Raw genomic sequence first — 26,530 nt, forward strand, 5'->3', positions numbered from 1 at the left:
AGCAGAGGACACGAACGCCTGCGTGACCCCCGGCCATCCCGCATGGGAATAGCCCTACTCCGCCTTCGCAGGCTCCGGCCGAAGTGTGGAGGCGTTGGCAATGCGCGCGGCGTTGGCCATGCCCGCAAGCGCGGCGGCCTTTTTCGGGTCGGGCGCCGAGCCAGGCTGCACGACGCCGGCCGACATGATCAGCGTTGCCGCGTCCTCGGCGCTGAGGTCGACCTCGATGATCTTGCTCCTGGGCACGTAGAAGAAGAATCCGGTGGTCGGGTTCGGCGAGCACGGCAGAAATACCGAGACATGTTGCTCCTGCCCGGGCAGGCTGCGCGCAATGTCCTCGCTCGGCGATTGCGAGATCAGCACGATCGACCACATGCCGGGCGAGGGAAACTCGACGAGGCCGACTTTGCGAAAGCTCGAGCCCTTGCCCGAGAACAGCGTCTCGAACACCTGCTTCAGACCGCGATAGATCGCGCGCACGGCCGGGATCCGGCCAAGGAAGGTCTCGCCGACATCCACCAGGGTACGGCCGATCAGGTTCGCGGCAAGAAAGCCGACCAAGGTCAGCGTGAAGAATGCGACAATCAGTCCCCAGCCGGGAACGCCGTAAGGAAGATAGGTTTCGGGACGATAGGCCAGCGGCACGAATGGCCGCACCACGCCATCGACCCAGGTGACGAACCACCAGACCAAGTACAGGGTGATCGCGATCGGACCGGTGACGATCAGTCCGGTCAGGAAATAATTCCGGAAGCGGCCCATCAGGCCGGTATGCGGCTCCGGGGCGGGATCAAGCGGCGCAGGCGCGTCGTCGCGGGGGGTCATTCGGGTTCCAGGTCGGTCGCTACATTCAAGCTAGGGACTTCTAGCAGGTTTTGGAAGAGCGCGACCTGATCCCTTCTGCCTATTCCACCGTCACTGACTTCGCGAGGTTGCGTGGCTGATCGACGTCGGTGCCCATCACGACAGCCGTATGATAGGCAAGCAGCTGCACGGGCACGGCATAGACCATCGGCGTGAAAGCCGCAGCCATATCAGGCATGACGATGGTGACGAGCGAATCCACCGTCGCCTCCGCCGCGCCCTTGGCGTCAGTCATCAGGATGATGTTGCCGCCGCGGGCGGCGACCTCCTGCATGTTGGAGACGGTCTTCTCGAACACCCTGTCGTGGGGCGCGATCACGACAACAGGCATGGTCTCGTCGATCAGCGCGATCGGGCCGTGCTTGAGCTCGCCTGCGGCGTAGCCTTCGGCGTGGATGTAGGAGATTTCCTTCAGCTTCAGCGCGCCTTCGAGCGCCAGCGGGAAGCTGGTGCCGCGGCCGAGATAGAGCACGTCGCGGGATTTGGCGATCCGGTGCGCCAGCTTCTCGATCTGAAGCTCGGTTGTGAGCGCGTCCGAGATCAAGCGCGGGACCTCGACGAGGCCGTGAACGAGCCTTGTCTCGTCCTCATCGGACAATTCGCCTCTCGCCTTGCCCGCCGCAATCGCGAGGTTCGCCAGCACCATGAGCTGGCAGGTGAAGGCTTTGGTCGAGGCGACGCCGATCTCGGGGCCGGCTAGCGTTTGCAGCACGGTCTCGCTCTCGCGCGCGATGGTCGAGGTCGGGACGTTGACGACGGCAATGGTGTGCGCGCCCTCGGCCTTGGCGTAGCGCAGCGCGGCCAGCGTGTCGGCGGTCTCGCCTGATTGTGAGATGAAGATCGCGAGATCGCCCTTACGCAGCGGCGCTTCGCGGTAGCGGAATTCGGAGGCGACATCGACTTCGACCGGCAGGCGTGCAAAGCGCTCGAACCAGTATTTTGCGACGATGCCGGCGTAACTCGCGGTGCCGCAGGCCGTGATGTTGATGCGCTGGATGTCCTTGAAGTCGAACGGCAGCCCGACCGGCAGCGAGACGCGCTCGCTCGCCATGTCGACATAACGGGCCAGCGTGTGGCCGACCACTTCCGGCTGCTCGTGGATCTCCTTCGCCATGAAGTGGCGGTAGTTGGCCTTGTCGACCAGCGAGGTCGAGGCAGCGTGCCTGATCTTGTCGCGCGCGACGGCCTGACCGTCCTTGTCGAAGATATCGGCACTTTTGTGCGTCAGCACGACCCAGTCACCGTCCTCGAGGTAGCTGATCGTATCCGTGAACGGGCCGAGCGCGATCGCGTCCGACCCCAGATACATCTCGCCGTCGCCATACCCGATCGCAAGCGGCGGGCCGTTGCGGGCGCCGATCATGAGATCGTCGTCGCCGGCGAAGATGAAGCCGAGCGCAAAGGCGCCGCGCAGGCGGGCCAGCGTCAGCTTCACCGCCTCGACCGGCTTGTTGCCGCGGGTCAAGAGATCGTCGACGAGGTGCAGCACGATCTCGGTGTCGGTCTCGGTGTGGAACACCGTGCCCTTCTTCTCGAGCTCCTCGCGCAGCTCGCGGAAATTCTCGATGATGCCGTTATGCACGACCGCGACGCGATCGGTCGCATGCGGATGGGCGTTGTTGACGGTCGGTTTGCCGTGCGTGGCCCAGCGGGTGTGACCGATCCCGGTGGTGCCCTTCAACGGCTCGGCTTCCAGCCGCTTCTCCAGATTCTTCAGCTTGCCTTCGGCGCGCCGGCGCTCGAGATGCTTGCCTTCGAGCGTGGCGATACCAGCGGAATCGTAGCCGCGATATTCGAGACGTTTGAGCGAATCCACCAGTTGCTCTGCAACCGGTTCGCGCCCGAGAATGCCGACAATCCCGCACATGCGGATCAATATCCCCCAAATCGTCGAAAAAATCGCCTAAACGACGCGCCGGGTTTTTAGCGAAATTCCGAGGGAACCAGATACTCAATAATTATTGCAATTATTGCTGATTGAGATAGCCCCCGGGCGCCCTGCGCTTCGTCTGAAGTGGCCGGCCTTTAACCGCGTGCATTAACTCCTTGTCAACAGATTTGACCAACGATTCCTCCGCCAGGAGATGTGGCCATGAAACGCACGTCCGACCGCAAAGGTCTGTCATCGAGTTTGGTGCACGCCAGCGAGACCACGGGCACGCACCTTGCCCATTGGCCACCGCCCCAACGTGCCATGGAGCGCGGCAAGGAAGCCAAGCCTGTCCTCGTCACGCAGGCCGCGGGCGAACCGGCAAAGCGCGCCAGACCGCGCGGCTGGCGCCTGACGCGCGCGATGTTCTCGGAAGTCGCCGACGACGACTAGCGCCGCTTATTTCTCGGTCGTCTTGCCGGTCGTCTTCAGCTCGCGGTAGCGCGCAGCGCCGCCTTCGCGGATGGTCTGCTGATTGCGCTCGAGCGCCATGGCGTCATCGGGCACGTCGCGCGTGATCACCGAGCCGGAGCCGATATAGGCGCCATTGCCGATCTTCACAGGAGCGACCAGTGACGAGTTGGTGCCGACAAAAGCGCCCTGCCCGATTGTCGTCTTGTGCTTCTTGAAGCCATCGTAGTTGCAGGTGATGGTGCCGGCCCCGATGTTGGAATTGGCACCAACGGTGGCATCGCCGATGTAGGAAAGATGGTTGACCTTGACGCCGGCCTCCAGCGTCGCGGCTTTTGTCTCGACGAAATTGCCGATCCGCGCGCCGTCGCCGAGCGAGGTGCCGGGACGCAGCCGCGCATAGGGACCGATCGAGACGTTCTTGCCGAGCGTGGTCTGCACGATATGTGAGAAAGAGTGGATCACGGTCCCGTCGGCGATCGAGACGCCCGGTCCGATCACCACAAAGGGCTCGATGGTGACATCCGTGCCGAACACCGTGTCGGCGGCAAGATAGACGGTTTCAGGGGCGATCAGCGTCACGCCGGCCTCCATGGCCGCTTTGCGCAACCGGGCCTGCATCACGCCCTCTGCTTCCGCAAGCTGGGCCTTGGTGTTGATGCCGCGCACTTCGTCCTCGCTGGTCTCGATCACCACACACTCCCATCCATTGTCGCTGGTAATGCCGACCGCATCGGTCAGATAGTACTCGCCCTTGGCATTCGCGTTGCCGATCTTGTCGAGGATCGCGAGGGCGCGGCGGCCGTCGACCGCCATCACGCCGGCATTGCACAGATTGATCTTGCGCTCGTCCGCACTGGCGTCGGCATGTTCGCGGATCGCGACCAGGCGGTCGCCCTCGACGATGAAGCGGCCATAGCCGGTCGGATCGGCCGCACGAAAGCCGAGCGCGGCAATTGCCGCGCCCCTGGCGAGCGGCGCGCGCAACCGCGCAAAAGTCTCGGCCGAGATCAGTGGCGTATCGCCGAACGCGATCAGGACATCATCGACGCCCCGCGCGATGGCCTCCCGCGCCGCGAGCACCGCGTGAGCGGTGCCGAGCCGCTCGGCCTGGACGAACACGAGCGCATCGGGACGGATCCGCTTCGCCTCGTCCGCGACCGCCTGATGATCCGGGCCGATCACGACCGCGAGCGCGGTGCCGGCACCCTGCGGTGCGGCACCGAGCACATAGGCGAGCAATGTCTGGTGAGCGACGGAATGCAGAACTTTCGGCAAGCTGGATCGCATGCGCGTGCCCTCGCCGGCGGCGAGCACGATCGTGAGGCTTGAGCGGGCGGTCATCGCAATCCTGTCAAAAATGGCCGAAACGATCGTCATACCGACGGGCGACAAGCCGATGTCGCCCGAGCTTGTTGCCTTGCTACCCCCGCAAACGCCCGGAATTCAAGTGCGCGTGGGTTTTCCTGTTAATGTTCCTTGATTGATTCGGGGAAGCCAGACAGGGCTGGGCACTCAACGTTCATGGCAAAGGATTCCGACCCACTGGCGGATGCCTTCGGCGACAAGGAGACGGGCGGACTGTTCTCCGGCCTTTTGGCGGAGGAAAGCACGTTCGATCGCCGCATGCTCTGGCGGCTAGGCTCCTGGGGCGCGGCCGCCGTCGGCGCCGTCGTGATCGCCGTGATGGCCAACCAGGCCCAGCTCGGCTGGCGACGTGACCAGGTCGCCTCCGCCGATCTCGCCCGCCAGACCGACCGGCTCCAGGTGCTGACCAAGGAAAGCCAGCTCGAAACGCGCCGCCTCACCTCCGCGATCGAGACGCTGAACTCCGATCGCGACCGGCTTTATGCGCGCATCACGGTGCTCGAACAGGGGCTCGATTCCGTCACGGGCGCCCTCGCCAGGCAGAACGCGACATCACCCCAGCCGCCGCTCGCCAAGCCGCAGGAGCCGCCTGTTGCGGCCGCGCAGCCCGCGACGCCCGCACCTGAGATCGCGCCGGTCGCCTCGACCGCGGCCTCGCTGGTCGACAGGCCGCGCGCAGGCGCTGGCAAGGAACCCAAGGACAGTTCGAACAAGGACAGTTCGAACAAGGACAGCTCGAACAAGGACAGTTCGAAAGACACCGCAAAGGATCCGACGAGCCCGCCGCCGCAGAGCGCTTCCGCCGCCTCGCTCGTACCGCTATCGCCGGTGACGACGTCAGCGGTCCCGATCCCTCCGCTGGTGCCATCGAAGTCGATCATGGCTCCGCCCGATCCGGCCGCATCGAAATTGATCGAATCGAACGCGACCGACAAGGCCGCAGAGAAGAAGCCTGAGCCGACGCCTACCACGACCGAGATTGCCGCGACACCGGCCAGATCGCCGGAAGCAAGCCAGGCAGAACCTTCCGCGATCGCCGTCCAGCAGACGCGCTTTGCGATCGATCTCGGCGGCGCGAATTCGGTCGACGGCCTGCGCGCGCTCTGGCGTGGCCTGAACAAATCCAATCCTGAGATCGCCGCGCTGCGGCCGATCATCATGATCAAGGAAAGCGGTAACGGCCTCGGCATGCAGCTCCGCCTTGGCGCCGGCCCGCTGATCAACGCCGCTGCCGCGGCGAAGCTCTGCGCCGGTCTTGCCGAGAACGACCGCCATTGCGAGACGACCGTGTTCGATGGCCAGCGCCTGTCGATGCGCGGCGGCCCGGACAAGGCCCAAGAGAAGGCCCAAGAGAAGGCTCAAGACAAGGCTCAAGACAAGAACCAGGACAAGGGCTCAGACAGGAACCAGGACAAGAACGCAGAGAGGAGCCAGGACGCGGTACCGGAAGCTGAAACCGCCCCTGCTGCCGCGCCCGCTGCCAAGCCCGAGAGGCATCGCCGCAGCTACTCCTCCAAGCGCTCGTCAAAGCGCGAGGAGCCGGCGCCTGCACCCGCACCTCAGCCGGCTGCTCAAGCCAAGCCCGAGACGGCCCCGGCAAGTTCGACGCTGTCATCGTTCTTCAGAAGGTAGGACTATCAGGACATCGGATCGAAGCCGCAGCGTCTCGCCGAAACGAGGCTCCTAAAAAACTGCGGCCAACTGGCTGATCTTGATTGCTGCGCAAATGATCATGCCCCAAAGCGCAAAATTGATCTGCAACGCCTCAGCCATCCCCAACCTCCCTTGTATCCTCGCAGTGACGCTCTCGAACGGCGTGATCTGCTCCTGATCGGATCGGCACGCCCGCGCTTCATGTGGGATGTTAGGCGACCCAGGAACCGTCGCAAATCCGTATCGCTACGGTTCTGATTGCGTTTGGGTGCCGTCAAAAAGGAGAGAGCAAAGGGCCGCGACGCCCGGCATAAAAATGTCCCGCCCCTGTTGCTCCCTCCCGCCATCCCGACCATATTGCCCGCATGACAAAAAAGCCGTTCCGCCTCACGCCCTATCAGGTGCAGTTTCTCATCGTCGTCGGGTTCGTTACCGTCGGCTGGGCGCTCTATGTGCGCTATCTCGCGGTCGAGTTCTCACAGGTGGCGCTCGCATGCGACGCCGGCTTGCAGACCATGATCTGCAAGGCACGCTCGGTGTCGACGTCGCTGTTCAAGAATTCCGTGTTCGGGATCGTCGCGCTCGTGATCGCGACGTTGAACCTGATGCGGCCCTCGATCGTGCTGCTGACGCTCGGCGTCATCGCAGCCGGCCTCGGTATCGTGCTCTACAACATCGTGCTGGCAGGCCTTGCGATCGGCCTGCTCATCCTTGGCTTTGCTCGGCCCGCGCCCGCCACAGCGTGAGCGCGAACAGCAAATAGATCGCGCAGGTCCACATCGCCTGCCAATTGTCGCGGCCTTCGTTCAGCAGCACATAGACCGCCGACAGCGCCAAGAGCCCCGCGAACACCGCTTCCGCAATCGGCCGCACGCCGATCTGCGGCCGGTTCAGCATCAACAGCGCGAACGGCACCACCGCCATCGTCAGCGAGGCATAGGGGAAGTCGCGGTAACGCGGATCGAATACGAATCCAAGCGCGGTCTCGGCCGCGATCACGGCCGTGACCGCCAGGGTCAGGCCGAGCACGGCCGAGAGTTTTGACCATTTGCGGCCCTCGCGCGGACCCAGCAGGTCGAGGAAGCTCGGCAGGTTGCGGCCGATGACAAGCGCCTGCGCACAGAAGATCGGCGACAGGATGCCGGCGAGCAGCAGCGCGCCCCATTGCAGCCAACCGCCCCAACCGTAGCTCTCGTAATACATCTTGTCGGCGGCGATCCCGAGCAGGATGCCCGCCGAGGTCGCGGAGATGCCGACGCCAAGCCACGCCGGGAAGCGCGGCGTCCAGGGCCGGCGACGCAGCGTGATGCCTGCGACCGCGAACACCAGCACGCTGAGGACCATGCCGGCGCCCATGTACCATTTCCAGAACGGGAAGTTGCTGATCGGCTGGCCCGGCGGATATTTCAGCTGGCGCCGCACGGAATCGAACAGGCCCCAATAGCCGCCGACGGTGCCCTCTAACCGCCGCTTCCACGGCTGGTCATAGGCCTCGATCAGGTTGACGCGAAACTTCTGAGTCTTGGCGAGCGCCAGGATTTCCGAGACGACGCGCGCCTGGTTGGTGCGTGACGGCAAAGCTCCGTCGCGCATGCGACCTTCGCTCGGCCAGCCGGTTTCGCCGATCAGGATTTCCTTGCCGGGAAACGCCACCGCCATGCGCTCGCGGATCGCCTCGACATGGGCAGAGGCGAATTTCGCCTTCACCGGCATATCCTCCCAGTAAGGCAGGATGTGAATCGTGACGAAGTCGACGGCGTCATAGACCTCGCGGTTCTTCAGCCAGTATTCCCACACGTCGGCATAGGTCACGGGCACGCTGACCTGCGCTTTGACCGAACGGATGATCGCGATGAGATCCTGTGTCGTCATCTCGCCGCGCAGCAGCACCTCGTTGCCGACCACGAGCGCGGAGATGGTGTCGGGAAATTCCTTGGTGAGGCGGATAGCGGTCGCCACCTGCTCAAAGTTCTTGGCGCGGTTGCTGCCGAGCCAGATGCCCTGGATCACCTTCAGCCCACCGACCTTGGCCGCGACCGAAGGCACCTGGTCGAGCCCGTTCTCGATCGAGTAGGTGCGGACGCAATCGGTGATCTGCTTGAGTTGACGCAGGTCCTGCTCGATCTGGTCGGCCTCGATGTGGGTCCATGCGTTCAACGGCGTCTGCTCGCCGCGGAACGGGGCGTAGGAGACGCATTGGACCTTGTCGTTGGGGTCGATGGGGGCACGCGCGAGCGTGATCGGCGTGGCAAGCCACCACCACACGGCAGCAATCGCACCCAGGGAAACGAGCAGAAGCGCCAGTGGCGTACGAAGAGAAATCGGTTCCATCCTCCGCGAAGGGCCCGTCGATTACCTGCTCGCACGCCGTCTGCCAAGGGGGGACACGGGTGAGGCGCCAGCTCTCCCCGGCGAATCGGCCTGCGGCCGTTGGACCGGGCCGTAGGATCGTGACTTTGCTGGACAAAAATCCAAATACAGGCCAATGGATTTCAAGGAATTTTTCCGCCGCATTGGAGACCCATTTGGACGCCATCACGTCGGCATCCGCGGGGCCCTCCCGCGGGCGGACGGCTGAGATATTGGGGAATTCATGCGGCGACGGGTGTTCGAGTCACGAAATGCGGTCCTGCGGCAGTTCGCCGCCACCTTGGCCGTCACTTCCCTTGTCCTACTGACCGGCCTCGGCAGCGTCTCCGCCCAGAGCGGCGCGCCGGCACCCGAGCAGGGCAAGCAGCCGGCGGCGCAGGCTACCGACGCCGCCAAGGAAGCCAACCAGAATCAGAACCAGAAGCGGATCGACGAGTTCGCCGAAGCTGCCCGAGCCATCAACGGTCCGGGCGGCAACCCTGAATGCGTTTGGCTCGGCCGTCGCGCAGTTCAGTTGATGTACCGGGACGACCTCGATACCGCCTTTCGCCACATCGATCTTTACGACCGTTTTGGTTGCCCCGGCGGCCACATCCAGGCCGCGTTCCGCTGCCTGACCCGCTTCCTCACCCAGATCGACGACAAGGTTCCGAACAGCCTGAACAATCTGACCCAGGCCTGCTGGATCAACCCGGCAGCCCAGCCGCAGCAGACAGCCGCAGCGGCCTCGCCATCGCCCGCACCGACCGCCGGCGGCGCGTCGCAGCCGCAGCCGGCAGCGAGCCCCTCGCCTGCGGCCAGCCCCACGCCGGCACCGTCCAAATAGCCGCAGGCCGGCTTCAGCCCCCGTTCAGGAACGGCCGGCGATATCTGCGGTCGGCACTGCCACGCATCCAAAATTGCCATGCCCTCATAAGGACATGAGGACATGACAGTTGTGAAACCGCGCGGCAGAGATATGCTCCATTTGCCGCGGACTCGGTCGGATCTCGGGGTCGGATCCGCTTCCCTGCCCCTTCAGCCCCTTTTGGTTTAGCCGCGATGCGCGTTGTCGCCGCAGTTCTGTTGCTCGTGTCCGCGCTTCACGCCGGGCTGTGGGGAGTCCTGCGCGACAAGGAACCCGCGCCCGATTTCAAGGGCCTGCTGCCGAGCCTCTCTTACATGCCGTTCGAGCCAGGACATGTCGTCGACCTCAACGTCGACCCCGACAAGATTCGCGCGGACATGAAGAAGCTCTCAACCCTCACGCGGGCCATCCGATGCTACGCGGCGGCAGAGGGCAACGAGCTGGTGCCGCCGATTGCCGCCGAGTTCGGTCTCAAGGTCACGGTCGGTGCCTGGATCGGCAAGGACGAGGACCGCAACGAGCGGGAGATCAAGGCGGCGATCGAACTCGCCCGCAAGAACAGCAACGTCAACGGCGTCGTCGTCGGCAACGAGGTGATCTATCGCGCCGACCAGAAGGTCGAATACCTCATCGAGATGATCAAGAAGGTGAAGAGCGCGGTGCGCGTGCCCGTCACCACCGGCGAAATCTGGAACATCTGGCGCGACAACCCCGATCTCGGCTCCAATGTCGATTTCATCGCCGCCCACGTCCTGCCCTATTGGGAATTCTTCCGCTCGGACCAGGCCGTCGACCAAGCCGTCGATCGCTACAATCTGCTGCGCAACCAGTTCCCCGGCAAGCGCATCGTCATCGCCGAGTTTGGCTGGCCGAGCGCGGGCTATAATTTGCGCAACGCAGACCCCGGCCCGTTCCAGCAGGCGCTGACCTTGCGCAACTTCGTCGGCCGCGCCGAAGCCATGGGCATGGAATACAATATCGTCGAGGCGATCGATCAGCCCTGGAAGTATTCTGAAGGCGGCGTCGGTCCGTACTGGGGTATCCTCAACGCCAACCGCGAGCCGAAATTCGCCTGGACCGGACCGGTCGAAAACCCCGACTATTGGAAGCTGATGACGATCGCACTGCTGGTCGGCATCCTGTTGTCGCTGCCGATCCTGCGCCTGGAGCAGCCCACCGCCAGGCAGGCCTTCCTGCTGTCGGCGGCCGCCAATGGCGTCGGCGCCTGGGCCGCGACCGTGTTCGCGTTCTGGAACGGGCACTATTTCATCTTCGGCTCGGCGTTCGCGCTGACGCTCGGCATGATCCTGCTTGTTCCTCTCGTCCTGATCGCTATGGCCCGCATCGACGAGATTGCGGCCGTCGCCTTCGGCCGCCCGCCGCAGCGGCTGCTCGCCAAGAGCAAGCCGATCGAGAACGTGCCTGACAATTACTACCCGAAAGTCTCGATCCACATCCCTGCGTATTTCGAGCCGGTCGAGATGCTCAAGCAGACGCTCGATGCGCTGTCGCGGCTCGACTATCCGAACTACGAATGCGTGGTCATCATCAACAACACGCCCGATCCCGCGTTCTGGCAACCGATCCAGGATCATTGCCGCGCGCTCGGTGAGCGCTTCAAGTTCATCAACGCCGAGAAGGTGCAGGGTTTCAAGGCCGGCGCGCTGCGGATCGCGATGGATCGTACCGCCGCCGACGCCGAGATCATCGGCATCCTCGATGCCGACTATGTCGTCGAGCCCGACTGGCTGAAGGATCTCGTGCCGGCTTTCGCCGACCCCCGCGTTGGGCTGGTGCAGGCGCCGCAGGAGCACCGCGACGGCGATCTGTCGATCATGCACTACATCATGAACGGCGAATATGCGGGATTCTTCGATATCGGCATGGTCCAGCGCAACGAGCTCAACGCCGTCATCGTGCACGGCACGATGTGCCTGATCCGCCGCGCAGCGATGGACATGGCCGGCGGCTGGTCATCCGACACGATCTGCGAGGATTCGGATCTCGGGCTTGCGATCCAGGAGCTCGGCTGGACCACCCACTACACCCGCTACCGCTACGGCAAGGGCCTGCTGCCCGACACCTATGAGGCCTTCAAGAAGCAGCGTCACCGCTGGGCCTATGGCGGCCTCCAGATCGTCAAGAAGCACTGGCGGCACTTCCTGCCGGGCAAGAGCCGACTGACGCCTGATCAGAAGCGCGAATATGGCCTGGGCTGGCTGAACTGGCTCGGGGCCGAAAGCCTCGGCGTGGTCGTGGCGCTGCTCAACCTCGTGTGGGTGCCGATCGTCGCCTTCGCCGACATCGCCATCCCCGACAAAATCTTGACTCTGCCGATCATCGGCGCCTTCGTCGTCTCGCTCGCGCATTTCCTCTCGATGTACCGCGCGCGCGTCGCGATCAAACCCGGCCAGATGCTGGGCGCCATGATCGCCGCGATGAGCGTGCAATGGACGGTGTCGCGCGCGGTGGCGCAGGGCCTGATCACCGAGCACATCGCGTTCGCGCGCACCTCCAAGGGCGGTCTGTCCAGGATGTCGATCGAGTTCCAGGCGTTCTGGGAGGCCGTCATCGGCACCCTGCTGCTGGTCGGCGCCGGCGTGCTGGTCGCCTCCAACTCTTTCCGCCAGATCACCGAGATCTACATCTTCGCCGGCGTGCTGGTGCTGCAGAGCCTGCCGTTCCTGGCCGCGGTCGCGATCGCCATCCTCGAGCTCAGCCGCATCAACTCGTTCCAGTTCTGGCGCGACAGCGCGATCCGCACCGCCGAGCTGATCGGCCTGCGCCCCGTCGCGCTGCCGACGTCGGGCAAGGCGCAAGCCGTGCCGAGCGAGGTGCGGCGGGAGGCGAACTGACTTCGACGTGGATGACGAACCGCCAAGCGAGGTGAAGGTCTTTAGCTAAGCGGTAGAAACCGCAGCAGAATCCCCGCTCGTACCGCTATCCGCGGCAGCCATTCGCGCTATTGACCTCCGCGTCCCATCCCCCTACACAGCGCGGGCCGAAAGCATGACCCGGAAACATCCGGTTTTCCGCAACGCCAAATCGGCTTGGCGGCAAGACATGCTTTTCCAATGACCGAGACGATGGCGGTCGATCTCTAAAGCCATCAGCGGCCATGGGAGCGCGTAGCTCAGCCGGTAGAGCACGTGACTTTTAATCACGGGGTCCTGGGTTCGAGCCCCAGCGCGCTCACCAAGCAAAATCACTGGACTTTAGCAAGAACTCGAAGCCGACCGAAAAAGCCCTGTGTGGGCCGATCGATTGCCACTTCTGCAGGTCGAGGATACCGAGCGTGTGCCGTCAGGCCTCGGGCCTGGATGGATTGTCGGTGGCCCTGCCAGGCGGCAGTGTCACCCTGGTCGCGCGATGGACTAACTCCTTTTCGCCAGTCGACTTTTCGGTCACGGAAGCTCAAGATTCCAGCATCGAAACCAAGCCAGAAAGCGGAGGGTCTCGTGAGCAGGTCGCCCTCAATTGTGCCGATCGCCCCAACCGACCGTGATGTCTATCTCGTGCTTGAGGACTTTGGGGGACGGCTCGGCCGCGCCTGGTGCGAAACTGCCGAAGAGGATACCGGTCGCGCCACGCTGGTGCGGCACCTGACTGAAGGCCAGTACGAACATCCCGCTCGCATCGTCGCCTTCAACACGGCAGAGGGATGGTCGCGCGATGTGACCGCGGACATTGCCGATGAGCTCCGCCGACGCTTTGTCGAGCTGGGCGATGTATCACCGTCTCTGCTCAAGTTTTTGGAAAGGGCCGCCAGGCACTGAAACTCACCTTCCGCAGCTTCCAAAATCCTCGTGAGCTCTATCGGACCACCGCGTCAAAGAGCTGGACTGCCCTCAGCTCTCCGGAACTGCAACCGTCGCCGGCGCCGTCAGCGGAGCACCTCCGACCGAAACCGGCCCGATCGATTTCGGCTGCCGAGCCATCTTGCGCATCAACAACCGGTCGCGCGCGCGCAATCTTGGGAGTGAGGACGTGACTTCCGACATCATCGAACTTTGCAGGGTGTCGATCTTCGCGATCAGCGTCGAAAGCTGCGGCGAGATCTTCTTCACGTCGCCCCGTTCGTCAGTGATGCTCTGGCGGAGTGACATGAGGGTGGTCGAATCCTGCTGACGCAGAGCCGTGCTTTGCTGCAAGGAGGAATTGATCTCCTGCAGCGCGGCGGCCTGTTGCTGCTGTGTCGATTGGATCTCCTTCAAGGCCGCAACGATCGGATCCGGCTTTGGCGCGACCTCATCCTGGCGCGGAAACAGCGCGGCCAGGTTGCTGATGTCGGGCAAGGTGAGATCGAACGGCAATGTATAGATAGCAGCCGCGCCATTGATCGCCAGGGCACACACCGCCAGTGCCAGTACGGATTTCCGGCTCGAACGCTTGAGCAATTCCGGAGCTTTCGGTGCTTCGCGTTCGGCTTCGGATTGGAATGCCGCGGCTGCAAGTGCAGCGCCGTCGAGATGCTCGGCGAAGCCCAGCGTTTCGGATGTCGTGGTCATGCGCATTGACCTCATGAGCGAGCAAAAGGAGGCCGTCGCCGGAACGTCATCGCGACGTCTCCCTTACGCAGCACTCACTTACACAACTGCTTCAAATTGTGAGCATTTCGGATTAATTCCACGTTAGCGACGTGGCCGCCCGGCACGCCCCGTGACCCCGGCCGATTACGGGGCTGCACTCTGTTCCCGCTCCATGCATCTCCTCCAAAAAAAGCCAGGAGACAACCCGCCGGAAAGGTGTAGGCTTCGACAAAATGGGAGGAGCGGCATGTTTGAAATCACCGGTTTCGACACGGCAGGGGTCGTCAACCTCAAGCGGGAGTCTCTGACTGCCGCCCTCAAGAAGGCCAGGGAGCTGATCGAGGACGGATGCCGGGATGTTCAGATCGTCGATCCGCAGGGCCGGGTTTACACCTCGTTTGAGGAGCAGGCAGCCTAGCCGCCCTCGCACAGGGAGTGAGCCATGAAGGAACATGGCCTGGATGGTCGCCACCGGGACAAGGATGGCGAGATCATCAAGAAGCACGGCAACACCCTGATCGGTACGCTGCGCCATATCTATGGGAAGAGTTTTGCGGCCGGGTATCCCGATACGACGAGACTCAGCGAAGTCTTGCAACAGTTGAACGAGACGTCGCTGAGCCAGTTGCGGCGCGATCATCAAACGGGGCATTTGGGCCACAAGATCGACCACGTTCCGAAGTGACCGCCCGCTCGACCCCAGGGCTTGGTCGACCCCAGCGGGATTGCTCCCGAATACCGCGAGGCCGCCGAAAAGCGCCGCGCCGAACAGATCCGTCAACGTGAATGCGGCCACCGCGGATCTGGCGACGGTGCTGCCGGCGCGCGATCAGATCGCGAGCGCGCCTTCAGCCTTTCTTCAGGTATACGGCTCAGCCGCCGATCTCCAGTGTTCGTTGTTGCCGGTGCATGAGTTCCGTCCAGATCCAGTGCACGCGTTGCAAGGTCGATTATCCCGTCAAAGAGACAGGCACATGATCGGTTCGTTTACCTTTGAAAACCTGCCCTGCCGTGTCGTGTTCGGCAGCGGAACGCTCGGCGCGGCCAAGGCCGAGCTCGAGCGCCTCGGCGGCAAGCGCGCGCTGGTGCTGACAACGCCGCAGCAGGAAGCGGCGGGCAAGGCGCTGGGTGCCGCCCTTGGCCCGCTCTATGCCGGCCTCTTTCCCGGCGCCACGATGCACACGCCGGTCGAAATCACCGAGCGCGCGATCGCGGCGATGAAGGATTGCGGCGCGGACTGCGTGGTCGCGCTCGGCGGCGGCTCGACCACCGGATTGGGCAAGGCGCTCGCCCTGCGCACAGGCGTCAACCAGCTCTGCATTCCCACCACCTATGCCGGCTCGGAGATGACCCCGATCCTCGGCCAGACCGAGAACGGGTTGAAGACGACGGTGCGCGACAACGCCGTGCTGCCGGAGACCGTAATCTACGATGTCGACCTGACGATGACGCTGCCGGTCGGGCTCACGGCCACATCGGGCATCAACGCCATCGCACATGCGGTCGAAGCGCTCTACGCGCGAGACACCAACCCTGTCACCTCGCTGATGGCCGAGGAGGGCATCCGCGCGCTTGCGCGTGCCCTGCCCGCGATTGCCGCCAAGCCCGACGATCGCGGCGCGCGCAGCGATGCACTCTACGGCGCCTGGCTGTGCGGCGTGTGTCTCGGCACCGTCGGCATGGCGTTGCATCACAAGCTTTGCCACACGCTCGGCGGCACGTTCGATCTGCCTCATGCGGAGACGCACACCATCGTGCTGCCGCATGCGCTGGCCTACAACGCACCGGTGGTGCCCGACGCGATGGCGCGAATCGCGCGCGCAATCGGTGCGTCGGATGCATCGCAGGGGCTTTTCGAACTAGCCAAGCGGTTGGGCGCCAAGGTCGCGCTACGTGACATCGGCATGCCCGAGAGCGGAATCGACAAGGCGGCCGACCTCGCGTCACCAATGCCTACTGGAATCCGCGCCCACTCGAGCGGGGTGCCATCCGCGACCTCATTGCGCGCGCCTGGGCCGGCGAGACGCCGGTCGCAATCAAAGCGGCGTGACCACAATGAAGCGTACGCTGATCCAGTCAGCAACGATCATCACCATGGACGATCGCATCGGCGATGTCGGGGATGGTGACGTGCTGGTCGAGGACGGGCGGATCGCTGCAGTGCGGCCGGGTATCGACGCCGCGGACGCCGAGATCGTCGATGGGCGCGGCGGTACCGTCATTCCCGGTCTCGTCAATGCCTATATGCACACCTGGCAGACGGCGCTGCGCGGGTGGAGGCACTGGCTTGGGTCACAACTTCGGGCGCCCGCATGCTCGGCCGCGAAAGCGAGATCGGCTCGCTGACGCCGGGGAAACGCGCTGATCTCGTGATCATCAATGCCGACGATCTCAATCTCTTCCCGGTCCACGATCCCGTTGCATCAGTGGTGATGCAGACGAGCCTCGCCAATATCGACGCAGTGATGATCGGCGGCAGCTGGAAGAAGCGGAACGGAAAGCTGCTGCTCGACGGGCTGGCGCAGAAGAAGGAATACCTCGCGCAATCCGGCCAGCGGCTGGTGCGGGAGATCGGACAAGGGCGCGCCGCAGGATAGCGGCCGATGCGGCCGGACCGGACGATTTGTCACACCCACGGGACCCGAGCTCAGCCCCGCCGCGGCTTCCTCGGAAACAGGCGATCCCTGATGTAGCGCGACGTCGCGGTCAGACGGATTCCGCGCGGCTTCTGCCAGGCGGCGCGGTCGAGCTCCTTCTTGTCGCCGATCGCCAGGCGGCCCTTGGCGCTTTTGGCGATGAAGATCGCATCGCTCATCTTGCGCCCCGAGCGCTTGTTCTTGGCTGTCACTTCCTTCCAGAGGCTGATCCTGCCGAGCTTCAGCTTCGGCAGTTCCTCCCTGATCTCGCGGCGCAGGCAATCCTTGTCGGATTCCCGCGCACGCTTGCGGCCGCCCGGAAACATCCACAGACCGTCCGACCGTCGCCTGACCAACAGAACCTTGCCGCGTTTTGCGGCAACCAGCTTGGAAGACTTCGCCATACCTGTCGTAAACCGAGAAAAAGAATCTGGCGCCATCGTAACTTGTCTATGTCATGAGACAAGTTCCATGGGGGCGCCGCGTCCCGGCGCCATCCCCAATTGTCCACATCCTGCGAATTGGGTTTGACCAGCGAGGCGCCGTCAGGACTCGTCGGCTGGAGGAAATCCGGCTGCAGGCAATTCGGCTGCCCGCTTCTCCGCCGTCCCGATCCAGGCTGCCGCCATTTCCCACGCCACCGACAGGATGATCGGCCCGATGAACAGGCCGACGATGCCGTGGGCAAGCGTTCCGCCGATCACGCCGACGAAGATCACGATGGTCGGCGTGTTGAGACCGCGTCCCATCACGAGCGGCTTCAACATGGTGTCGATGAAGCCGACGACGACGAAGAATACGGTGAGCACCAGCGCCGTGGTGACATCCTTGGCGGTCCAGATCCAGATGATGACGGGCAGCAGCACGAGGAACGCGCCGATCTGCACGATCGACAACAGCAGCACGATGAAGGCGAGCAGGCCCGCGCTCGGCACGGACGCGAGCTTGAAGCCGATGCCCGCGAGCAGCGCCTGCACGATGGCGACGCCGATCACGCCTTGCGCAACGGCGCGGATGGTGGCGCCGCCAAGCTCGAGAAAGTGCTCGCTCTGCTCTGGCACGATGCGCGACAGGAAACCGCGCCCCGCCGCAACCAGCCGGGGCCCGTGCGGAAACAGGAAGCCGGCGACGAACACCGAGACCAGGAATTGCAGCGTACCGAGGCTGGCATCGCCAGCCAGCGACAGCAGCGGCCCCGCCAGCGGCTGCAGATAGGGCGCGACCTCGCGCAGCACTGCGCGGATGTTGTTGTAGGCCTGGTCCCACAGCTCGAACAGCGTCGGACCGATCAGCGGCCATGACTTGATCTGCTCTGGAGCCGACTGCAGCGCGAGATCACCCGTGGCCAGCTGGTGCGCCAGCTCCCTCCCCCCGTCCACGGCGCTCACGCCGAGCCATGTCGCCGGACCGAGGACAATGCCGAGGGTGATCAAGGTCAGGATGACGGCCGCGGTCTTGGGCCGCCCGCCCAGGATCCTGGCGACCCAGCTGAACGCCGGATAGAACGCGACCGCGAGCACGAAGCTCCAGGCCAGAATCGGCACGAACGGCCGAATGATCAGGAATGTCCAGATGATCAGCAGCGCCAACAGGCCGAGCCGGATCACGAGCTGGATGACGTCTTCGCCCGTCAGGAGTTGACGCAGACTTTTCACAGGCACGGCTTTCCTTGCGGCCTCAACGCGGGTTCCGGCACTTGCGCGGGCCCCGCGTTATTGCCAGCCCCGGGCCGGGCGTCAAGACGAGCGGGAGCCCAAGGGCGCGCCCGGACCGGCGGGACTGCGCGATCCGGACTGAGAGGCGGCGCCAAACGAGCAAATCTGCAATATCCGCCCCCGACCGGGGTTTGCCTAACGACGATTAACCGGATTTCGCTGGGTAGGTTTACGCCGAGGCAAAGGCTCGCATCTACGCTTCACGCCAGGTCCTCGAAAACACTTGCGGTGCAATGGCCAACAGCATCTGGACGATCGAAGAATTCACCTGCCCCGGTTGCAGCATGACCTACACCGCGACCCGGGAGGAACATGCCGAGCCGCATTCAGGCCAATTCAAATGCAGCATTTGCAGCGGCTTGGTACACAGCTGGTCCGGCAAGCATCATTTCTTCGGCTGGCAGGCGGTGAAGACCAGGCCGCCGGTGTTCGGGAGACGATGGGCGGGCGTAGGGTGGTAGGCCGAGCTTCTCCGTCATTCTTCCAAGCAGCCGCGTTCTCGACGCTCTACAGCGTGCGCTGATCCAACTCTCGCTCAACGCTGTTAACGAGAACTGCGGCTTCTGCTGCGCGTCGACACCGGTTAGGCTCCCTCTCTCCGTAACCGCACCCGACCCGCAATGACCGCTCCTTTCGTCGCCCAGATCGCCCTCTATCGTGACTGGCTCGCCCAGCAGCGCGGCCTGACCTTCGCCAATTACGAGCAGATGCGGCAATGGTCGGTGCGCGATCTCGACGGTTTCTGGCGGAGCATCTGGGACTATTACGATCTGCAATCGCCGACGCCGTTTGCGGGCGTCATCACCGAGCGCAAGATGCCCGGCGCGATCTGGTTTCCCGGCGCCCAAGTGAACTACGCACGGCAGGTGTTCCGGCATGTGGACGCGGCGCACGCCGCCGGCCTGCCCGCGATCGTCAGCAGCGGTGAGGATGGCAAGCTCGCCGAGACCAGCTGGCCAGAATTGCGGCGCAAGGCGGCCGCGCTCGCGCTGCATCTGAAGGACCGGGGTATCAAGCCGGGCGACCGTGTCGCGGCCTATCTGCCGAACATCCCCGAGACCATCATCGCATTTCTCGCGAGCGCCAGCATCGGTGCCATCTGGAGCCTCTGCGCCCCTGATATGGCCGCGCCCGCAGTGATCGACCGTTTCAAGCAGATCGAGCCAAAGGTGCTGATCGCCTGCGATGCCGTCACCTATGCCGGCCACAGCCATGACCGCAAGGACGTCGTCGCCGAGCTGCGGCGATCACTGCCGACGGTCGAGCATGTCATCTTGCACAGCGAGGCCGTCGCGCCATCCGCACGGGAGGCCCTGCTCTCCGACATCACCACAAGGGCGGGAGATGCTGTCGACGCGTTCGAGCCGATGTGGCTGCCGTTCGATCATCCGCTCTGGATCGTCTATTCCAGCGGCACCACGGGCCTGCCGAAGCCGATCGTGCACGGCCATGGCGGTATCCTCATCGTGGTGCTGGCGCTGCTCGGCCTGCACAACGACATCGGCTGCTCCTATCACCCAAACTCGTTCGGCGAACGCTATCACTGGTACTCTTCGACCGGCTGGATCATGTGGAACTCACAGGTCGGCGGCCTGCTGAGCGGCACCACCTGCTGCATTTTCGACGGCAGTCCGGGCGGTCCCAAGGACAGGCCGGATTGGTCCACGCTGTGGCGCTTCGTGGCGCGGTCGAAAGCGACCTTCTTCGGCGCAGGCGCGGCGTTCTTTGCCAATTGCGCCAAAGCGGACATCGATCTCACCGCCGCCGGCGATCTGGCGCAACTGCGCTGTCTCGGCTCGACCGGTTCGCCGCTCAGCGCCGATACACAAACCTGGTTCAACGATCGTTTCGCAGGCTTGTCGACGATCAACGGCAGCAAGGCGCAAGCCGATATCTGGTGGGCGAACATTTCCGGCGGCACCGACTTCGCCGGCGCCTTCATCGGCGGCAACAGAGAACTGCCGCAGACGCCGGGCGCGATGCAGTGCCGCCTGCTGGGCGCTGCCGTCGAAGCCTTCAGCGAACAGGGTCGTGCCGTGATCGACGAGGTCGGCGAACTCGTCTGCACCGAGCCGATGCCGTCGATGCCGCTCTATTTCTGGAACGACAAGGGCAATGCGCGCTATCGGGCGAGCTATTTCGAGACCTATCCGGACAATTTCGACGGCAGCGGCCGCGGACCGGTGTGGCGGCACGGCGACTGGCTCAAGGTCAATCCAGATGGTTCGTGCGTGATCTACGGCCGCAGCGATGCCACCATCAACCGGCACGGCCTGCGCATGGGCACCAGCGAACTCTATTCCGCGATCGAGGCGCTCCCGGAGGTGCTCGACAGCCTCGTCGTCGACCTCGAATATCTCGGCCGCGACAGCTACATGCCGCTGTTCGTGGTGCTCCGTGAGGGTGTCGTTTTCGACGGCGCGATGCAGGCCAAGATCAACAAGGCGATCGAGGCCGGGCTGTCCCGCCGCTTCCTGCCCAACGAGATTTTTGCCGTCGCCGAGATCCCTCGCACGCTCTCGGGCAAGAAGCAGGAGCTGCCGATCAAGAAGCTGCTGCTCGGCCAGCCCGTCGAAAAGGTCATCAACAAGGAGGCCATGGCCAATCCGGCCTGCCTCGACTGGTATCTCGCCTTCGCGCGCGACTATCTGGCACGAACGGCGGCGTGACGGACGATCGCCTCAATTGCGCCTGTCACGTTTGGACTCCGTTCACCGATCGTCGCTAGATCGGACAGGATCTTCCGCAACGAAAAATGTGCCATGGCCGATCTCAACGCCGTCATCACCAGGCTCAATGACCGCCTGCTCCGCCTCGAGGGCGAGCTGTTCGTGCTGCGCTCGCTGGCGCGCGCGACGCTGACCGCCGGGGACGACCACGGCGCGCGCATGCGCAAGCTGGTCGAAGCCGCGAAGATCGCGCTCGACGACGAGGCGAAGCGCGAGCTCGACAAGCCCACGCGCAAATATGTCGATGCGGCAACGGCACTGGTGGAGGAGTTGCTCGAGGAGCCGACCGCGGCGCGGCCACTGTTCACCGTGATCCAGGGTGGCCGGCGCGACTGAGCGCGTCAGGTCGGACGTGTCGTGCCATCGTCGGTGGATTCAGCAATGAGCCGGCTGAGGCCTTCCTCGATGATCGCGATCTCCTCGTCGATCTTGTCGATCGGGACGCTGAAATCGTACCGGCCTGACGACCTGCTCTTCAGATCGACCGCGAGCCGCTGCCTGTGCATCATCAGCTCGTCGAGGCCGCGGCGGTTCTTCAGCCGCACATAGGCATCCACGATCTGCTCAATTGCACTTGGCATGAAACGGGTCCCGGCAAAAATGCCGGCGCGGCGCACCCACGCCGGCGAGACATTTTTGGTGTCGCGGTACGCGATACAAATCCGCGACGGATCCGTCGATACGACAGCAAGGTTGAAAACGCGTTACCGTTTGATGATTCCTGATGGCGCGCTCAAAAAAGCCGGGTTCGCCCTGGCCGCGGGGCACCGCAGGTCGCAATGATTTCCCGGAAGCACCGGAAGGGCCAGCTGCGCAATCGCGGATTCATCGCAGCCCGCTGCCCCCGCGCATTGTTGATAACCGGCGCAAATGCCGCGCAGGTGGTGACAGGGCGGCCTGACGTGTTATCGGGGGATGACGTAGCTGCGAGACGGATCAGACACCCATGCGCATTACCCTCGTCGGCTCCCGCCATTTCGGCGTGACCACCCTGAACATGCTCCGCGAACACGGCGTCGGTGTCGTGCGGGTCGTGGTTGCCGATGCGGACGACCGCTTGGCCGCAACCGCCAAGGCCGCCGGAATCGAGGTGGTGGTGCAGGCCAATCCGAAGTTGGTGGTCGCCTCCGAAATCGCCCCTGACACTGATCTGATCATCACCGCCCACAGCCACGCCCGGATCGGCAAGGACGCGCTGGCAGCCAGCAAGCTCGGGGGGATCGGCTATCACCCCTCGCTGCTGCCGCGCCATCGCGGCAAGGCCGCGGTGGAATGGACCATCAAGGAAGGCGATCCAATCGCCGGCGGCACGATCTATCACCTCGCCGACCGCATGGACGCCGGCGCCATCGCTGCCCAGGACTGGTGCTTCGTGAGGAAGGGCGAGACCGCCCGCGAGCTCTGGGAGCGTGCGCTGGCACCGCTCGGCCTCAAGCTGCTGGCCGATGTGATCGACTACGCGAAGGTTCACAAGACCTTGCCGTCGAAGCCGCAGGACGAGCAGTTCGCGACCTCCGCGCCGAGTCTGTCTTGAACAAGTCTGTCGTGAGTCGGTCCCGACCTGCGACCGACGTTAAGGATTAACGTCAGGCGGCCTTGATTCCACTTCGAAAATCGGAACCCGGAACGCAAATAAACCATTGTTTCCAAAGGAACAATTTTCGACTTTGCAGCGCACCAAACTTCCGTCACATTTGGCCCGAATAACGGTCAGCATATCAGACACATTCAAGGACGGGATTCATGCGTTTTGGTCGCATCGCGGCGTTCTGTGCCGCTTCAGTTTTTATTGCCGCCCTCGCCGCCCCGGCGATCGCCCAAACCCCCTTTGACGGCAATTGGCAGGTCACCATCGTGACCAAGACCGGCTCTTGCGAGCCGACCGCGAGCTCCATGCTGACGGTTGCCGACGGCAAGATCACGGCGCCCGGTGCTAACGTTTCCGGCACCATCGGCAGTGGGGGTCTTGTTAAAGTTTCGATCAATGGTGCATATGCTAACGGTCAACTCAGCGGCAACGCCGGATCGGGGAAGTGGAATGGAGCATCTGCAGGCATACCGTGCAGCGGGCGATGGGAAGCATCGCGCCAATAAGCAATTCTGGACTAATTTCCGCAACCGGCGGCTGCTCATGGCGGCCGCCGTTTTGTTTGTGACAGCTGTTGCCACCAGTTCGGAGAGCAAGGCGCAGGCGGGTCCCTTCGCGCCACTGGCGGGCACCTGGAGCGGTGTCGGCACGGTCACCCTGGATGACGGCTCGACCGAGCGGATCCGCTGCCGCGCCAAATACGCCCCGGTCGGCCCCACCATGGAGATGTCGCTGACCTGCGCCAGCGATGCCTATAAGTTCAACCTCGGCGCCGACGTGAAGGCTGAGGGCGGCGCCATCGCCGGCAGCTGGAGCGAGACCAGCCGCAACATCAGCGGCGCACTGCAGGGCCGCGGTGCCGGCGGCAATTACGAACTGGTCGCCTCGACCGCCGGCTTCAACGCCAACATCTCGCTGAAGACCTCCGGCAACAAGCAGAGCGTGAGGATGCGCGCCGACAGCCAGTTCCGCGGCGCCGACATCACGCTGTCGCGCTAAGCCCCGTACGGATTCTGCTCAAAGGACCCGGCGACACATCGCCGGGTCCTTTTTATGCGTTCACCTGTTTATGCGTTCACCTGGGTCGCCGTGCCAGGCTCGCAATTGCCCGCCTCCTCGCCCCCCGGTCTGCGCGGCCCGCTCGATGCTGCGGCCCGGCCCCTTCCACGACCGGGCCATGCAAGATGCGGATGAGGACGTCCTCCCGTTTTGTCGTTGTTCGCCGATGCCTTAGCACCCCGTCTTGCATCGCTGCATCGGCAGATTTGGCCGTTGCAAACACCGGCGATGTCGCCGATACCGACCGTCCCGCAAGTTTCATCTCCAGCACCCGCCCGATGAGCACGACACCGTCCAAACCGATGGCCGCACTGTGGATGGCCGGCTGGCTGTCACTGATGCTGATCATGGCGGTCGCGGGCCGCGAGACCACGCGCGATCTGAACGTCTTTGAGATCATGGAAGTTCGCTCGCTGATCGGCTTCACGCTGCTTCTGCCGATCATTTACCGCTCCGGGGGCTTCAAGGCGGTCGCGACCAAACGCCTGCCCCAGCACCTCGCCCGCAACGGAGTCCATTATTTCGCGCAGCTCGGCTGGTTCTACGCACTGACGCTGATCGGCATCGGCCAGGTCGTCGCGATCGAATTCACGATGCCGATCTGGACCGCGCTGCTCGCCGCGACCTTCCTGTCCGAGCGCATGACCCCTTGGAAGATCGGCGCCATCGTGCTCGGCATCGTCGGTGTCGTCATGATCGTGCGCCCCGCGACGGGTGAGATCAATCCGGGTCAGTTGATCGCGCTTGCGGCCGCGATCGGCTTCAGCATCTCCATGGCCTTGGCGAAATCGCTGACACGGACCGAAAGCGCCTTGGCGATCCTGTTCTGGATGGTCGTGGTGCAGATGGTCGTCGGCCTGGTGCCGACCCTCTACGTCTGGACCTCGCCGTCGGCCTATCTGTGGGGCTGGCTGTTCGTCATCGGCGTCTGCGGCACTTTTTCGCACTACTGCCTCGCCAGCGCGCTGCGCTACGCCGACGCCACCATTGTGGTTCCCATGGATTTCCTACGGGTTCCCCTCACCGCCACTGCTGGCTGGCTCCTGTATTCCGAACGGCTCGACGTCTGGACCGTGCTCGGCGCCGCGCTGATCCTGTTCGGCAATCTCTTGAATTTGAAGCCGATAGCTCCGGTTCCAGCTCACGCGCAATGAACCTGGGTGCGGCCTGACGCGACAGATCAAGGCGGTCGAGCGTGACTTGGATCACGTTGGAGGGGCCTTCCAGCGGGCACACTTGGCCACAGAGCATCGGGTTGGGTGAGTAGTGGGTCAGTCGTTTTGCTGGCGCGAGGTCGGGCACTTTCGTGTAGCTTCGGCACCAATTTGTTGCTGCTGTCATTCGATTCTGCTGGGGATTTCAGATGCGCACTCTCACCATCATCGTTTCGCTGATGTGCATGGCGCTGTCGGTTAGCGCCGCCAAGGCCGACCGCCGCGTCGCTTTCGTCGTCGGCAACGGCGCCTACAGGAACGTCGCGCAATTGCCGAACCCGCCGATCGACGCCAGGGCGATGGCGTCGACGCTGCGGAATGTCGGATTCGACGTGATCGAAGGATCGAACCTGTCCCGCGACCAGATGACCGAGAAGCTGCTCGAGTTCGGTCGCAAGGCCCAGGGCTCCGACATTGCCGTTTTCTATTACGCTGGCCATGGCATCGCCGTCGGCGGCACCAATTATCTCCTGCCCATCGATGCCGACATCAAGTCGGAGATGGACGTCAAGCTGGGCGCCGCCATCAACATCGACCTGACGCTCGACCAGACCATGGGCGATGCCAAGGTCAAGCTGGTGTTCCTCGACGCCTGTCGCGACAATCCGTTCGCTGCCAAGATCAAGTCGAACTCCGCGACCCGCAGCGTCAATGTCGGCAGCGGTCTCGCGGAGATGAAATCCGGCGAAGGCACGTTGATCGCTTTCGCCACCGGCCCGGGCCAGACCGCGCTTGACGGTCAGGAGGGCAACAACAGCCCCTTCACCCGCGCGCTGATCGACAACATCACGAAGCCGGGCGTCGAGATCCAGCAGGCGATGACCTCGGTGCGCGCACAGGTGAATGAGGAGACCCACAAGGGCCAGCTGCCCTGGGGCCATACCAATCTGATCGGCGCCGTCTACCTCAACCAGGCGCCGACGACCCAGGTTGCCACCGCGGCACCGACGGCCACCGCGGCGCCGACCGCGGGGGCCGGCAACTCCGAAGCAGAAGTCGAGTTCTGGCGCTCGGTGAAGGAATCCAACAAGCCGGAAGAGCTCAACGCCTACCTCTCCGCTTATCCCAACGGCCAGTTTAAGCCGCTGGCCATGGCGCGGCTCGCGGCCATCCAGAATGGCGCGTCGACCACGACCCGCAATCTCAATGCGGGCGTCGATCCCGCGACCTTCACCGATGAGGCCAGCCAGCTCACCGAGGATCAGATCGGCCTCGACAAGGGCCAGCGTCGCGACGTGCAGCGGCGCCTCAACGGACTCGGCTTCGATACCAAGGTATCAGGCGTGTTCAACGACGAGACCCGCTCGGTGTTGAAGCGCTGGCAAGCCGCCCGCGGCTATCCGTCGACGGGCTTCCTCAACAAGCTCCAGCACAAGGCCCTGCTCTCCGAGATCGTCGCCTCGACGACAACCGCCAGCGAAGACAGCCCGAAGCCGGCCCGGCGCGCCGCTCCCCAGAGCGCGCCTGCCCCCCGCCACAGCGGTGGCGGCGATGCCGGCGCGGCCTTCATGGGCGGCGTGGTCGGCGGCATGATGGGCGGCATGTTCCGCCGCTGAATCGCGACAAACAGAAAAGCCCGGCTCGCGCCGGGCTTTTCTTTGCTCGCCGCAGTCACGG

The 26,530-nt window shown here is 63.9% G+C and carries 25 protein-coding genes, 1 tRNA gene and 2 pseudogenes; 20 read left to right on the forward strand and 8 right to left on the reverse strand.

Annotated features, from left to right (window positions below; translation table 11 throughout):
- Positions 1 to 54: 54 nt before the first annotated feature.
- Together ACVIIW_RS27665 and glmS are read right to left on the reverse strand one after the other, a co-directional pair.
- Positions 55 to 825: a DUF502 domain-containing protein gene (locus ACVIIW_RS27665; RefSeq protein ID WP_456703634.1), complete on the reverse strand. Its 771-nt coding sequence runs from the start codon at positions 823 to 825 to the stop codon at positions 55 to 57.
- Positions 826 to 904: 79 nt separating this feature from the next.
- Complete coding sequence (gene glmS, locus ACVIIW_RS27670; protein ID WP_456703635.1) at positions 905 to 2,731, reverse strand: glutamine--fructose-6-phosphate transaminase (isomerizing); 1,827 nt, start codon at positions 2,729 to 2,731, stop codon at positions 905 to 907.
- Between the two features lie 225 nt (positions 2,732 to 2,956).
- On the opposite strand from glmS, the gene ACVIIW_RS27675 reads away from it, so the two are divergent.
- Complete coding sequence (locus ACVIIW_RS27675) at positions 2,957 to 3,187, forward strand: hypothetical protein (protein WP_456703636.1); 231 nt, start codon at positions 2,957 to 2,959, stop codon at positions 3,185 to 3,187.
- A 6-nt stretch (positions 3,188 to 3,193) separates the two neighbouring features.
- On the opposite strand, the gene glmU is transcribed toward ACVIIW_RS27675, so the two are convergent.
- Positions 3,194 to 4,549, reverse strand: coding sequence for a bifunctional UDP-N-acetylglucosamine diphosphorylase/glucosamine-1-phosphate N-acetyltransferase GlmU (glmU, locus tag ACVIIW_RS27680; RefSeq protein WP_456703637.1), 1,356 nt, complete (start codon positions 4,547 to 4,549; stop codon positions 3,194 to 3,196).
- Between the two features lie 180 nt (positions 4,550 to 4,729).
- Here glmU and ACVIIW_RS27685 point away from each other — a divergent pair, with 180 nt between their 5' ends.
- Positions 4,730 to 6,205, forward strand: coding sequence for a hypothetical protein (locus ACVIIW_RS27685; protein WP_456703638.1), 1,476 nt, complete (start codon positions 4,730 to 4,732; stop codon positions 6,203 to 6,205).
- A gap of 386 nt (positions 6,206 to 6,591) precedes the next feature.
- Complete coding sequence (locus ACVIIW_RS27690) at positions 6,592 to 6,972, forward strand: hypothetical protein (protein ID WP_456703639.1); 381 nt, start codon at positions 6,592 to 6,594, stop codon at positions 6,970 to 6,972.
- Here the strand turns inward: ACVIIW_RS27690 and ACVIIW_RS27695 are convergent.
- Positions 6,932 to 8,557, reverse strand: coding sequence for a glycoside hydrolase family 17 protein (locus ACVIIW_RS27695; RefSeq protein ID WP_456703640.1), 1,626 nt, complete (start codon positions 8,555 to 8,557; stop codon positions 6,932 to 6,934). The two genes, ACVIIW_RS27690 and ACVIIW_RS27695, sit on opposite strands and share 41 nt — an antisense overlap.
- A gap of 262 nt (positions 8,558 to 8,819) precedes the next feature.
- Between ACVIIW_RS27695 and ACVIIW_RS27700 the strand changes: the two genes are divergently transcribed.
- From ACVIIW_RS27700 to ACVIIW_RS27715, 4 genes are all read left to right on the forward strand, one after another.
- Positions 8,820 to 9,422, forward strand: coding sequence for a beta-1-3, beta-1-6-glucan biosynthesis protein (locus ACVIIW_RS27700; RefSeq protein ID WP_456703641.1), 603 nt, complete (start codon positions 8,820 to 8,822; stop codon positions 9,420 to 9,422).
- A gap of 215 nt (positions 9,423 to 9,637) precedes the next feature.
- Complete coding sequence (locus ACVIIW_RS27705; protein ID WP_456703642.1) at positions 9,638 to 12,298, forward strand: glycosyltransferase; 2,661 nt, start codon at positions 9,638 to 9,640, stop codon at positions 12,296 to 12,298.
- 267 nt (positions 12,299 to 12,565) lie between these two features.
- Positions 12,566 to 12,641 (forward strand) — tRNA-Lys (locus ACVIIW_RS27710).
- A 260-nt stretch (positions 12,642 to 12,901) separates the two neighbouring features.
- The gene (locus ACVIIW_RS27715; RefSeq protein ID WP_092234867.1) at positions 12,902 to 13,219 is read left to right on the forward strand and encodes a hypothetical protein; all 318 of its coding nucleotides are present in this window, start codon (positions 12,902 to 12,904) and stop codon (positions 13,217 to 13,219) included.
- 72 nt (positions 13,220 to 13,291) lie between these two features.
- On the opposite strand, the gene ACVIIW_RS27720 is transcribed toward ACVIIW_RS27715, so the two are convergent.
- Positions 13,292 to 13,951, reverse strand: a complete 660-nt coding sequence (locus tag ACVIIW_RS27720) for a hypothetical protein (RefSeq protein WP_456703643.1) — start codon at positions 13,949 to 13,951, stop codon at positions 13,292 to 13,294.
- Between the two features lie 268 nt (positions 13,952 to 14,219).
- Between ACVIIW_RS27720 and ACVIIW_RS27725 the strand changes: the two genes are divergently transcribed.
- From ACVIIW_RS27725 to ACVIIW_RS27745, 5 genes and pseudogenes are all read left to right on the forward strand, one after another.
- Complete coding sequence (locus ACVIIW_RS27725) at positions 14,220 to 14,390, forward strand: hypothetical protein (protein WP_177243495.1); 171 nt, start codon at positions 14,220 to 14,222, stop codon at positions 14,388 to 14,390.
- 24 nt (positions 14,391 to 14,414) lie between these two features.
- Complete coding sequence (locus ACVIIW_RS27730; protein ID WP_456703644.1) at positions 14,415 to 14,657, forward strand: hypothetical protein; 243 nt, start codon at positions 14,415 to 14,417, stop codon at positions 14,655 to 14,657.
- Between the two features lie 289 nt (positions 14,658 to 14,946).
- Positions 14,947 to 16,022: pseudogene (locus ACVIIW_RS27735) on the forward strand (maleylacetate reductase).
- A gap of 5 nt (positions 16,023 to 16,027) precedes the next feature.
- Positions 16,028 to 16,318, forward strand: a complete 291-nt coding sequence (locus tag ACVIIW_RS27740; protein ID WP_456703645.1) for a hypothetical protein — start codon at positions 16,028 to 16,030, stop codon at positions 16,316 to 16,318.
- A pseudogene (locus tag ACVIIW_RS27745) lies at positions 16,249 to 16,569 on the forward strand (amidohydrolase family protein); the annotation flags it as partial. The gene ACVIIW_RS27740 and the pseudogene ACVIIW_RS27745, both read left to right, overlap by 70 nt.
- Positions 16,570 to 16,619: 50 nt before the next feature.
- Here ACVIIW_RS27745 and ACVIIW_RS27750 read toward each other — a convergent pair.
- Both ACVIIW_RS27750 and ACVIIW_RS27755 read right to left on the reverse strand, forming a co-directional pair.
- The gene (locus ACVIIW_RS27750; RefSeq protein WP_177243494.1) at positions 16,620 to 17,012 is read right to left on the reverse strand and encodes an NUDIX hydrolase; all 393 of its coding nucleotides are present in this window, start codon (positions 17,010 to 17,012) and stop codon (positions 16,620 to 16,622) included.
- 141 nt (positions 17,013 to 17,153) lie between these two features.
- The gene (locus ACVIIW_RS27755; RefSeq protein WP_456703646.1) at positions 17,154 to 18,269 is read right to left on the reverse strand and encodes an AI-2E family transporter; all 1,116 of its coding nucleotides are present in this window, start codon (positions 18,267 to 18,269) and stop codon (positions 17,154 to 17,156) included.
- A gap of 287 nt (positions 18,270 to 18,556) precedes the next feature.
- Here ACVIIW_RS27755 and ACVIIW_RS27760 point away from each other — a divergent pair, with 287 nt between their 5' ends.
- The 3 genes from ACVIIW_RS27760 (at position 18,557) to ACVIIW_RS27770 (ending at position 21,388) form a co-directional block, all read left to right on the forward strand.
- Entirely contained in the window at positions 18,557 to 18,784 is a 228-nt protein-coding gene (locus ACVIIW_RS27760; protein WP_456703647.1) for a hypothetical protein, read from the forward strand.
- A 159-nt stretch (positions 18,785 to 18,943) separates the two neighbouring features.
- Positions 18,944 to 20,992 (forward strand): acetoacetate--CoA ligase, encoded by a 2,049-nt coding sequence (locus ACVIIW_RS27765; RefSeq protein WP_456703648.1) that lies wholly within the window; start codon positions 18,944 to 18,946, stop codon positions 20,990 to 20,992.
- 93 nt (positions 20,993 to 21,085) lie between these two features.
- Complete coding sequence (locus ACVIIW_RS27770) at positions 21,086 to 21,388, forward strand: hypothetical protein (RefSeq protein ID WP_456703649.1); 303 nt, start codon at positions 21,086 to 21,088, stop codon at positions 21,386 to 21,388.
- A gap of 5 nt (positions 21,389 to 21,393) precedes the next feature.
- On the opposite strand, the gene ACVIIW_RS27775 is transcribed toward ACVIIW_RS27770, so the two are convergent.
- Positions 21,394 to 21,633 carry a hypothetical protein gene (locus ACVIIW_RS27775; protein ID WP_456703650.1) on the reverse strand — a complete coding sequence of 80 codons (240 nt, stop codon included), beginning with the start codon at positions 21,631 to 21,633 and terminating at the stop codon, positions 21,394 to 21,396.
- 365 nt (positions 21,634 to 21,998) lie between these two features.
- Here ACVIIW_RS27775 and ACVIIW_RS27780 point away from each other — a divergent pair, with 365 nt between their 5' ends.
- The 5 genes from ACVIIW_RS27780 (at position 21,999) to ACVIIW_RS27800 (ending at position 26,469) form a co-directional block, all read left to right on the forward strand.
- Positions 21,999 to 22,586 carry a formyltransferase family protein gene (locus ACVIIW_RS27780; protein ID WP_456703651.1) on the forward strand — a complete coding sequence of 196 codons (588 nt, stop codon included), beginning with the start codon at positions 21,999 to 22,001 and terminating at the stop codon, positions 22,584 to 22,586.
- A 209-nt stretch (positions 22,587 to 22,795) separates the two neighbouring features.
- Positions 22,796 to 23,146: a hypothetical protein gene (locus ACVIIW_RS27785; protein WP_456703652.1), complete on the forward strand. Its 351-nt coding sequence runs from the start codon at positions 22,796 to 22,798 to the stop codon at positions 23,144 to 23,146.
- A complete protein-coding gene (locus ACVIIW_RS27790; protein ID WP_456703653.1) occupies positions 23,091 to 23,639 on the forward strand; it encodes a hypothetical protein in 549 nt (182 codons plus the stop codon). Before ACVIIW_RS27785 ends, ACVIIW_RS27790 begins: the two co-directional genes overlap by 56 nt.
- A gap of 338 nt (positions 23,640 to 23,977) precedes the next feature.
- Positions 23,978 to 24,853, forward strand: a complete 876-nt coding sequence (locus tag ACVIIW_RS27795; protein WP_456705286.1) for a DMT family transporter — start codon at positions 23,978 to 23,980, stop codon at positions 24,851 to 24,853.
- Positions 24,854 to 25,062: 209 nt separating this feature from the next.
- Entirely contained in the window at positions 25,063 to 26,469 is a 1,407-nt protein-coding gene (locus ACVIIW_RS27800) for a caspase family protein (protein WP_456703654.1), read from the forward strand.
- The last annotated feature ends 61 nt before the right edge of the window (positions 26,470 to 26,530 follow it).

The organism is Bradyrhizobium sp. USDA 4449 (assembly GCF_054056275.1).

What these genes read in the sequence shown, in the direction of transcription:
- ACVIIW_RS27790 (WP_456703653.1), top strand. Translation starts at nt 23,091, where the DNA reads ATGGAGCATCTGCAGGCATACCGTGCAGCGGGCGATGGGAAGCATCGC.
- ACVIIW_RS27700 (WP_456703641.1), top strand. Translation starts at nt 8,820, where the DNA reads ATGCGGCGACGGGTGTTCGAGTCACGAAATGCGGTCCTGCGGCAGTTC.
- ACVIIW_RS27675 (WP_456703636.1), top strand. Translation starts at nt 2,957, where the DNA reads ATGAAACGCACGTCCGACCGCAAAGGTCTGTCATCGAGTTTGGTGCAC.
- ACVIIW_RS27795 (WP_456705286.1), top strand. Translation starts at nt 23,978, where the DNA reads ATGAGCACGACACCGTCCAAACCGATGGCCGCACTGTGGATGGCCGGC.
- ACVIIW_RS27685 (WP_456703638.1), top strand. Translation starts at nt 4,730, where the DNA reads ATGGCAAAGGATTCCGACCCACTGGCGGATGCCTTCGGCGACAAGGAG.
- ACVIIW_RS27725 (WP_177243495.1), top strand. Translation starts at nt 14,220, where the DNA reads ATGTTTGAAATCACCGGTTTCGACACGGCAGGGGTCGTCAACCTCAAG.
- ACVIIW_RS27800 (WP_456703654.1), top strand. Translation starts at nt 25,063, where the DNA reads ATGCGCACTCTCACCATCATCGTTTCGCTGATGTGCATGGCGCTGTCG.
- ACVIIW_RS27785 (WP_456703652.1), top strand. Translation starts at nt 22,796, where the DNA reads ATGCGTTTTGGTCGCATCGCGGCGTTCTGTGCCGCTTCAGTTTTTATT.
- ACVIIW_RS27740 (WP_456703645.1), top strand. Translation starts at nt 16,028, where the DNA reads ATGAAGCGTACGCTGATCCAGTCAGCAACGATCATCACCATGGACGAT.
- ACVIIW_RS27705 (WP_456703642.1), top strand. Translation starts at nt 9,638, where the DNA reads ATGCGCGTTGTCGCCGCAGTTCTGTTGCTCGTGTCCGCGCTTCACGCC.
- ACVIIW_RS27770 (WP_456703649.1), top strand. Translation starts at nt 21,086, where the DNA reads ATGGCCGATCTCAACGCCGTCATCACCAGGCTCAATGACCGCCTGCTC.
- ACVIIW_RS27775 (WP_456703650.1), bottom strand. Translation starts at nt 21,633, where the DNA reads ATGCCAAGTGCAATTGAGCAGATCGTGGATGCCTATGTGCGGCTGAAG.
- glmU (WP_456703637.1), bottom strand. Translation starts at nt 4,549, where the DNA reads ATGACCGCCCGCTCAAGCCTCACGATCGTGCTCGCCGCCGGCGAGGGC.
- ACVIIW_RS27750 (WP_177243494.1), bottom strand. Translation starts at nt 17,012, where the DNA reads ATGGCGAAGTCTTCCAAGCTGGTTGCCGCAAAACGCGGCAAGGTTCTG.
- ACVIIW_RS27760 (WP_456703647.1), top strand. Translation starts at nt 18,557, where the DNA reads ATGGCCAACAGCATCTGGACGATCGAAGAATTCACCTGCCCCGGTTGC.
- ACVIIW_RS27720 (WP_456703643.1), bottom strand. Translation starts at nt 13,951, where the DNA reads ATGACCACGACATCCGAAACGCTGGGCTTCGCCGAGCATCTCGACGGC.
- ACVIIW_RS27690 (WP_456703639.1), top strand. Translation starts at nt 6,592, where the DNA reads ATGACAAAAAAGCCGTTCCGCCTCACGCCCTATCAGGTGCAGTTTCTC.
- ACVIIW_RS27765 (WP_456703648.1), top strand. Translation starts at nt 18,944, where the DNA reads ATGACCGCTCCTTTCGTCGCCCAGATCGCCCTCTATCGTGACTGGCTC.
- glmS (WP_456703635.1), bottom strand. Translation starts at nt 2,731, where the DNA reads ATGTGCGGGATTGTCGGCATTCTCGGGCGCGAACCGGTTGCAGAGCAA.
- ACVIIW_RS27780 (WP_456703651.1), top strand. Translation starts at nt 21,999, where the DNA reads ATGCGCATTACCCTCGTCGGCTCCCGCCATTTCGGCGTGACCACCCTG.
- ACVIIW_RS27695 (WP_456703640.1), bottom strand. Translation starts at nt 8,557, where the DNA reads ATGGAACCGATTTCTCTTCGTACGCCACTGGCGCTTCTGCTCGTTTCC.
- ACVIIW_RS27730 (WP_456703644.1), top strand. Translation starts at nt 14,415, where the DNA reads ATGAAGGAACATGGCCTGGATGGTCGCCACCGGGACAAGGATGGCGAG.
- ACVIIW_RS27665 (WP_456703634.1), bottom strand. Translation starts at nt 825, where the DNA reads ATGACCCCCCGCGACGACGCGCCTGCGCCGCTTGATCCCGCCCCGGAG.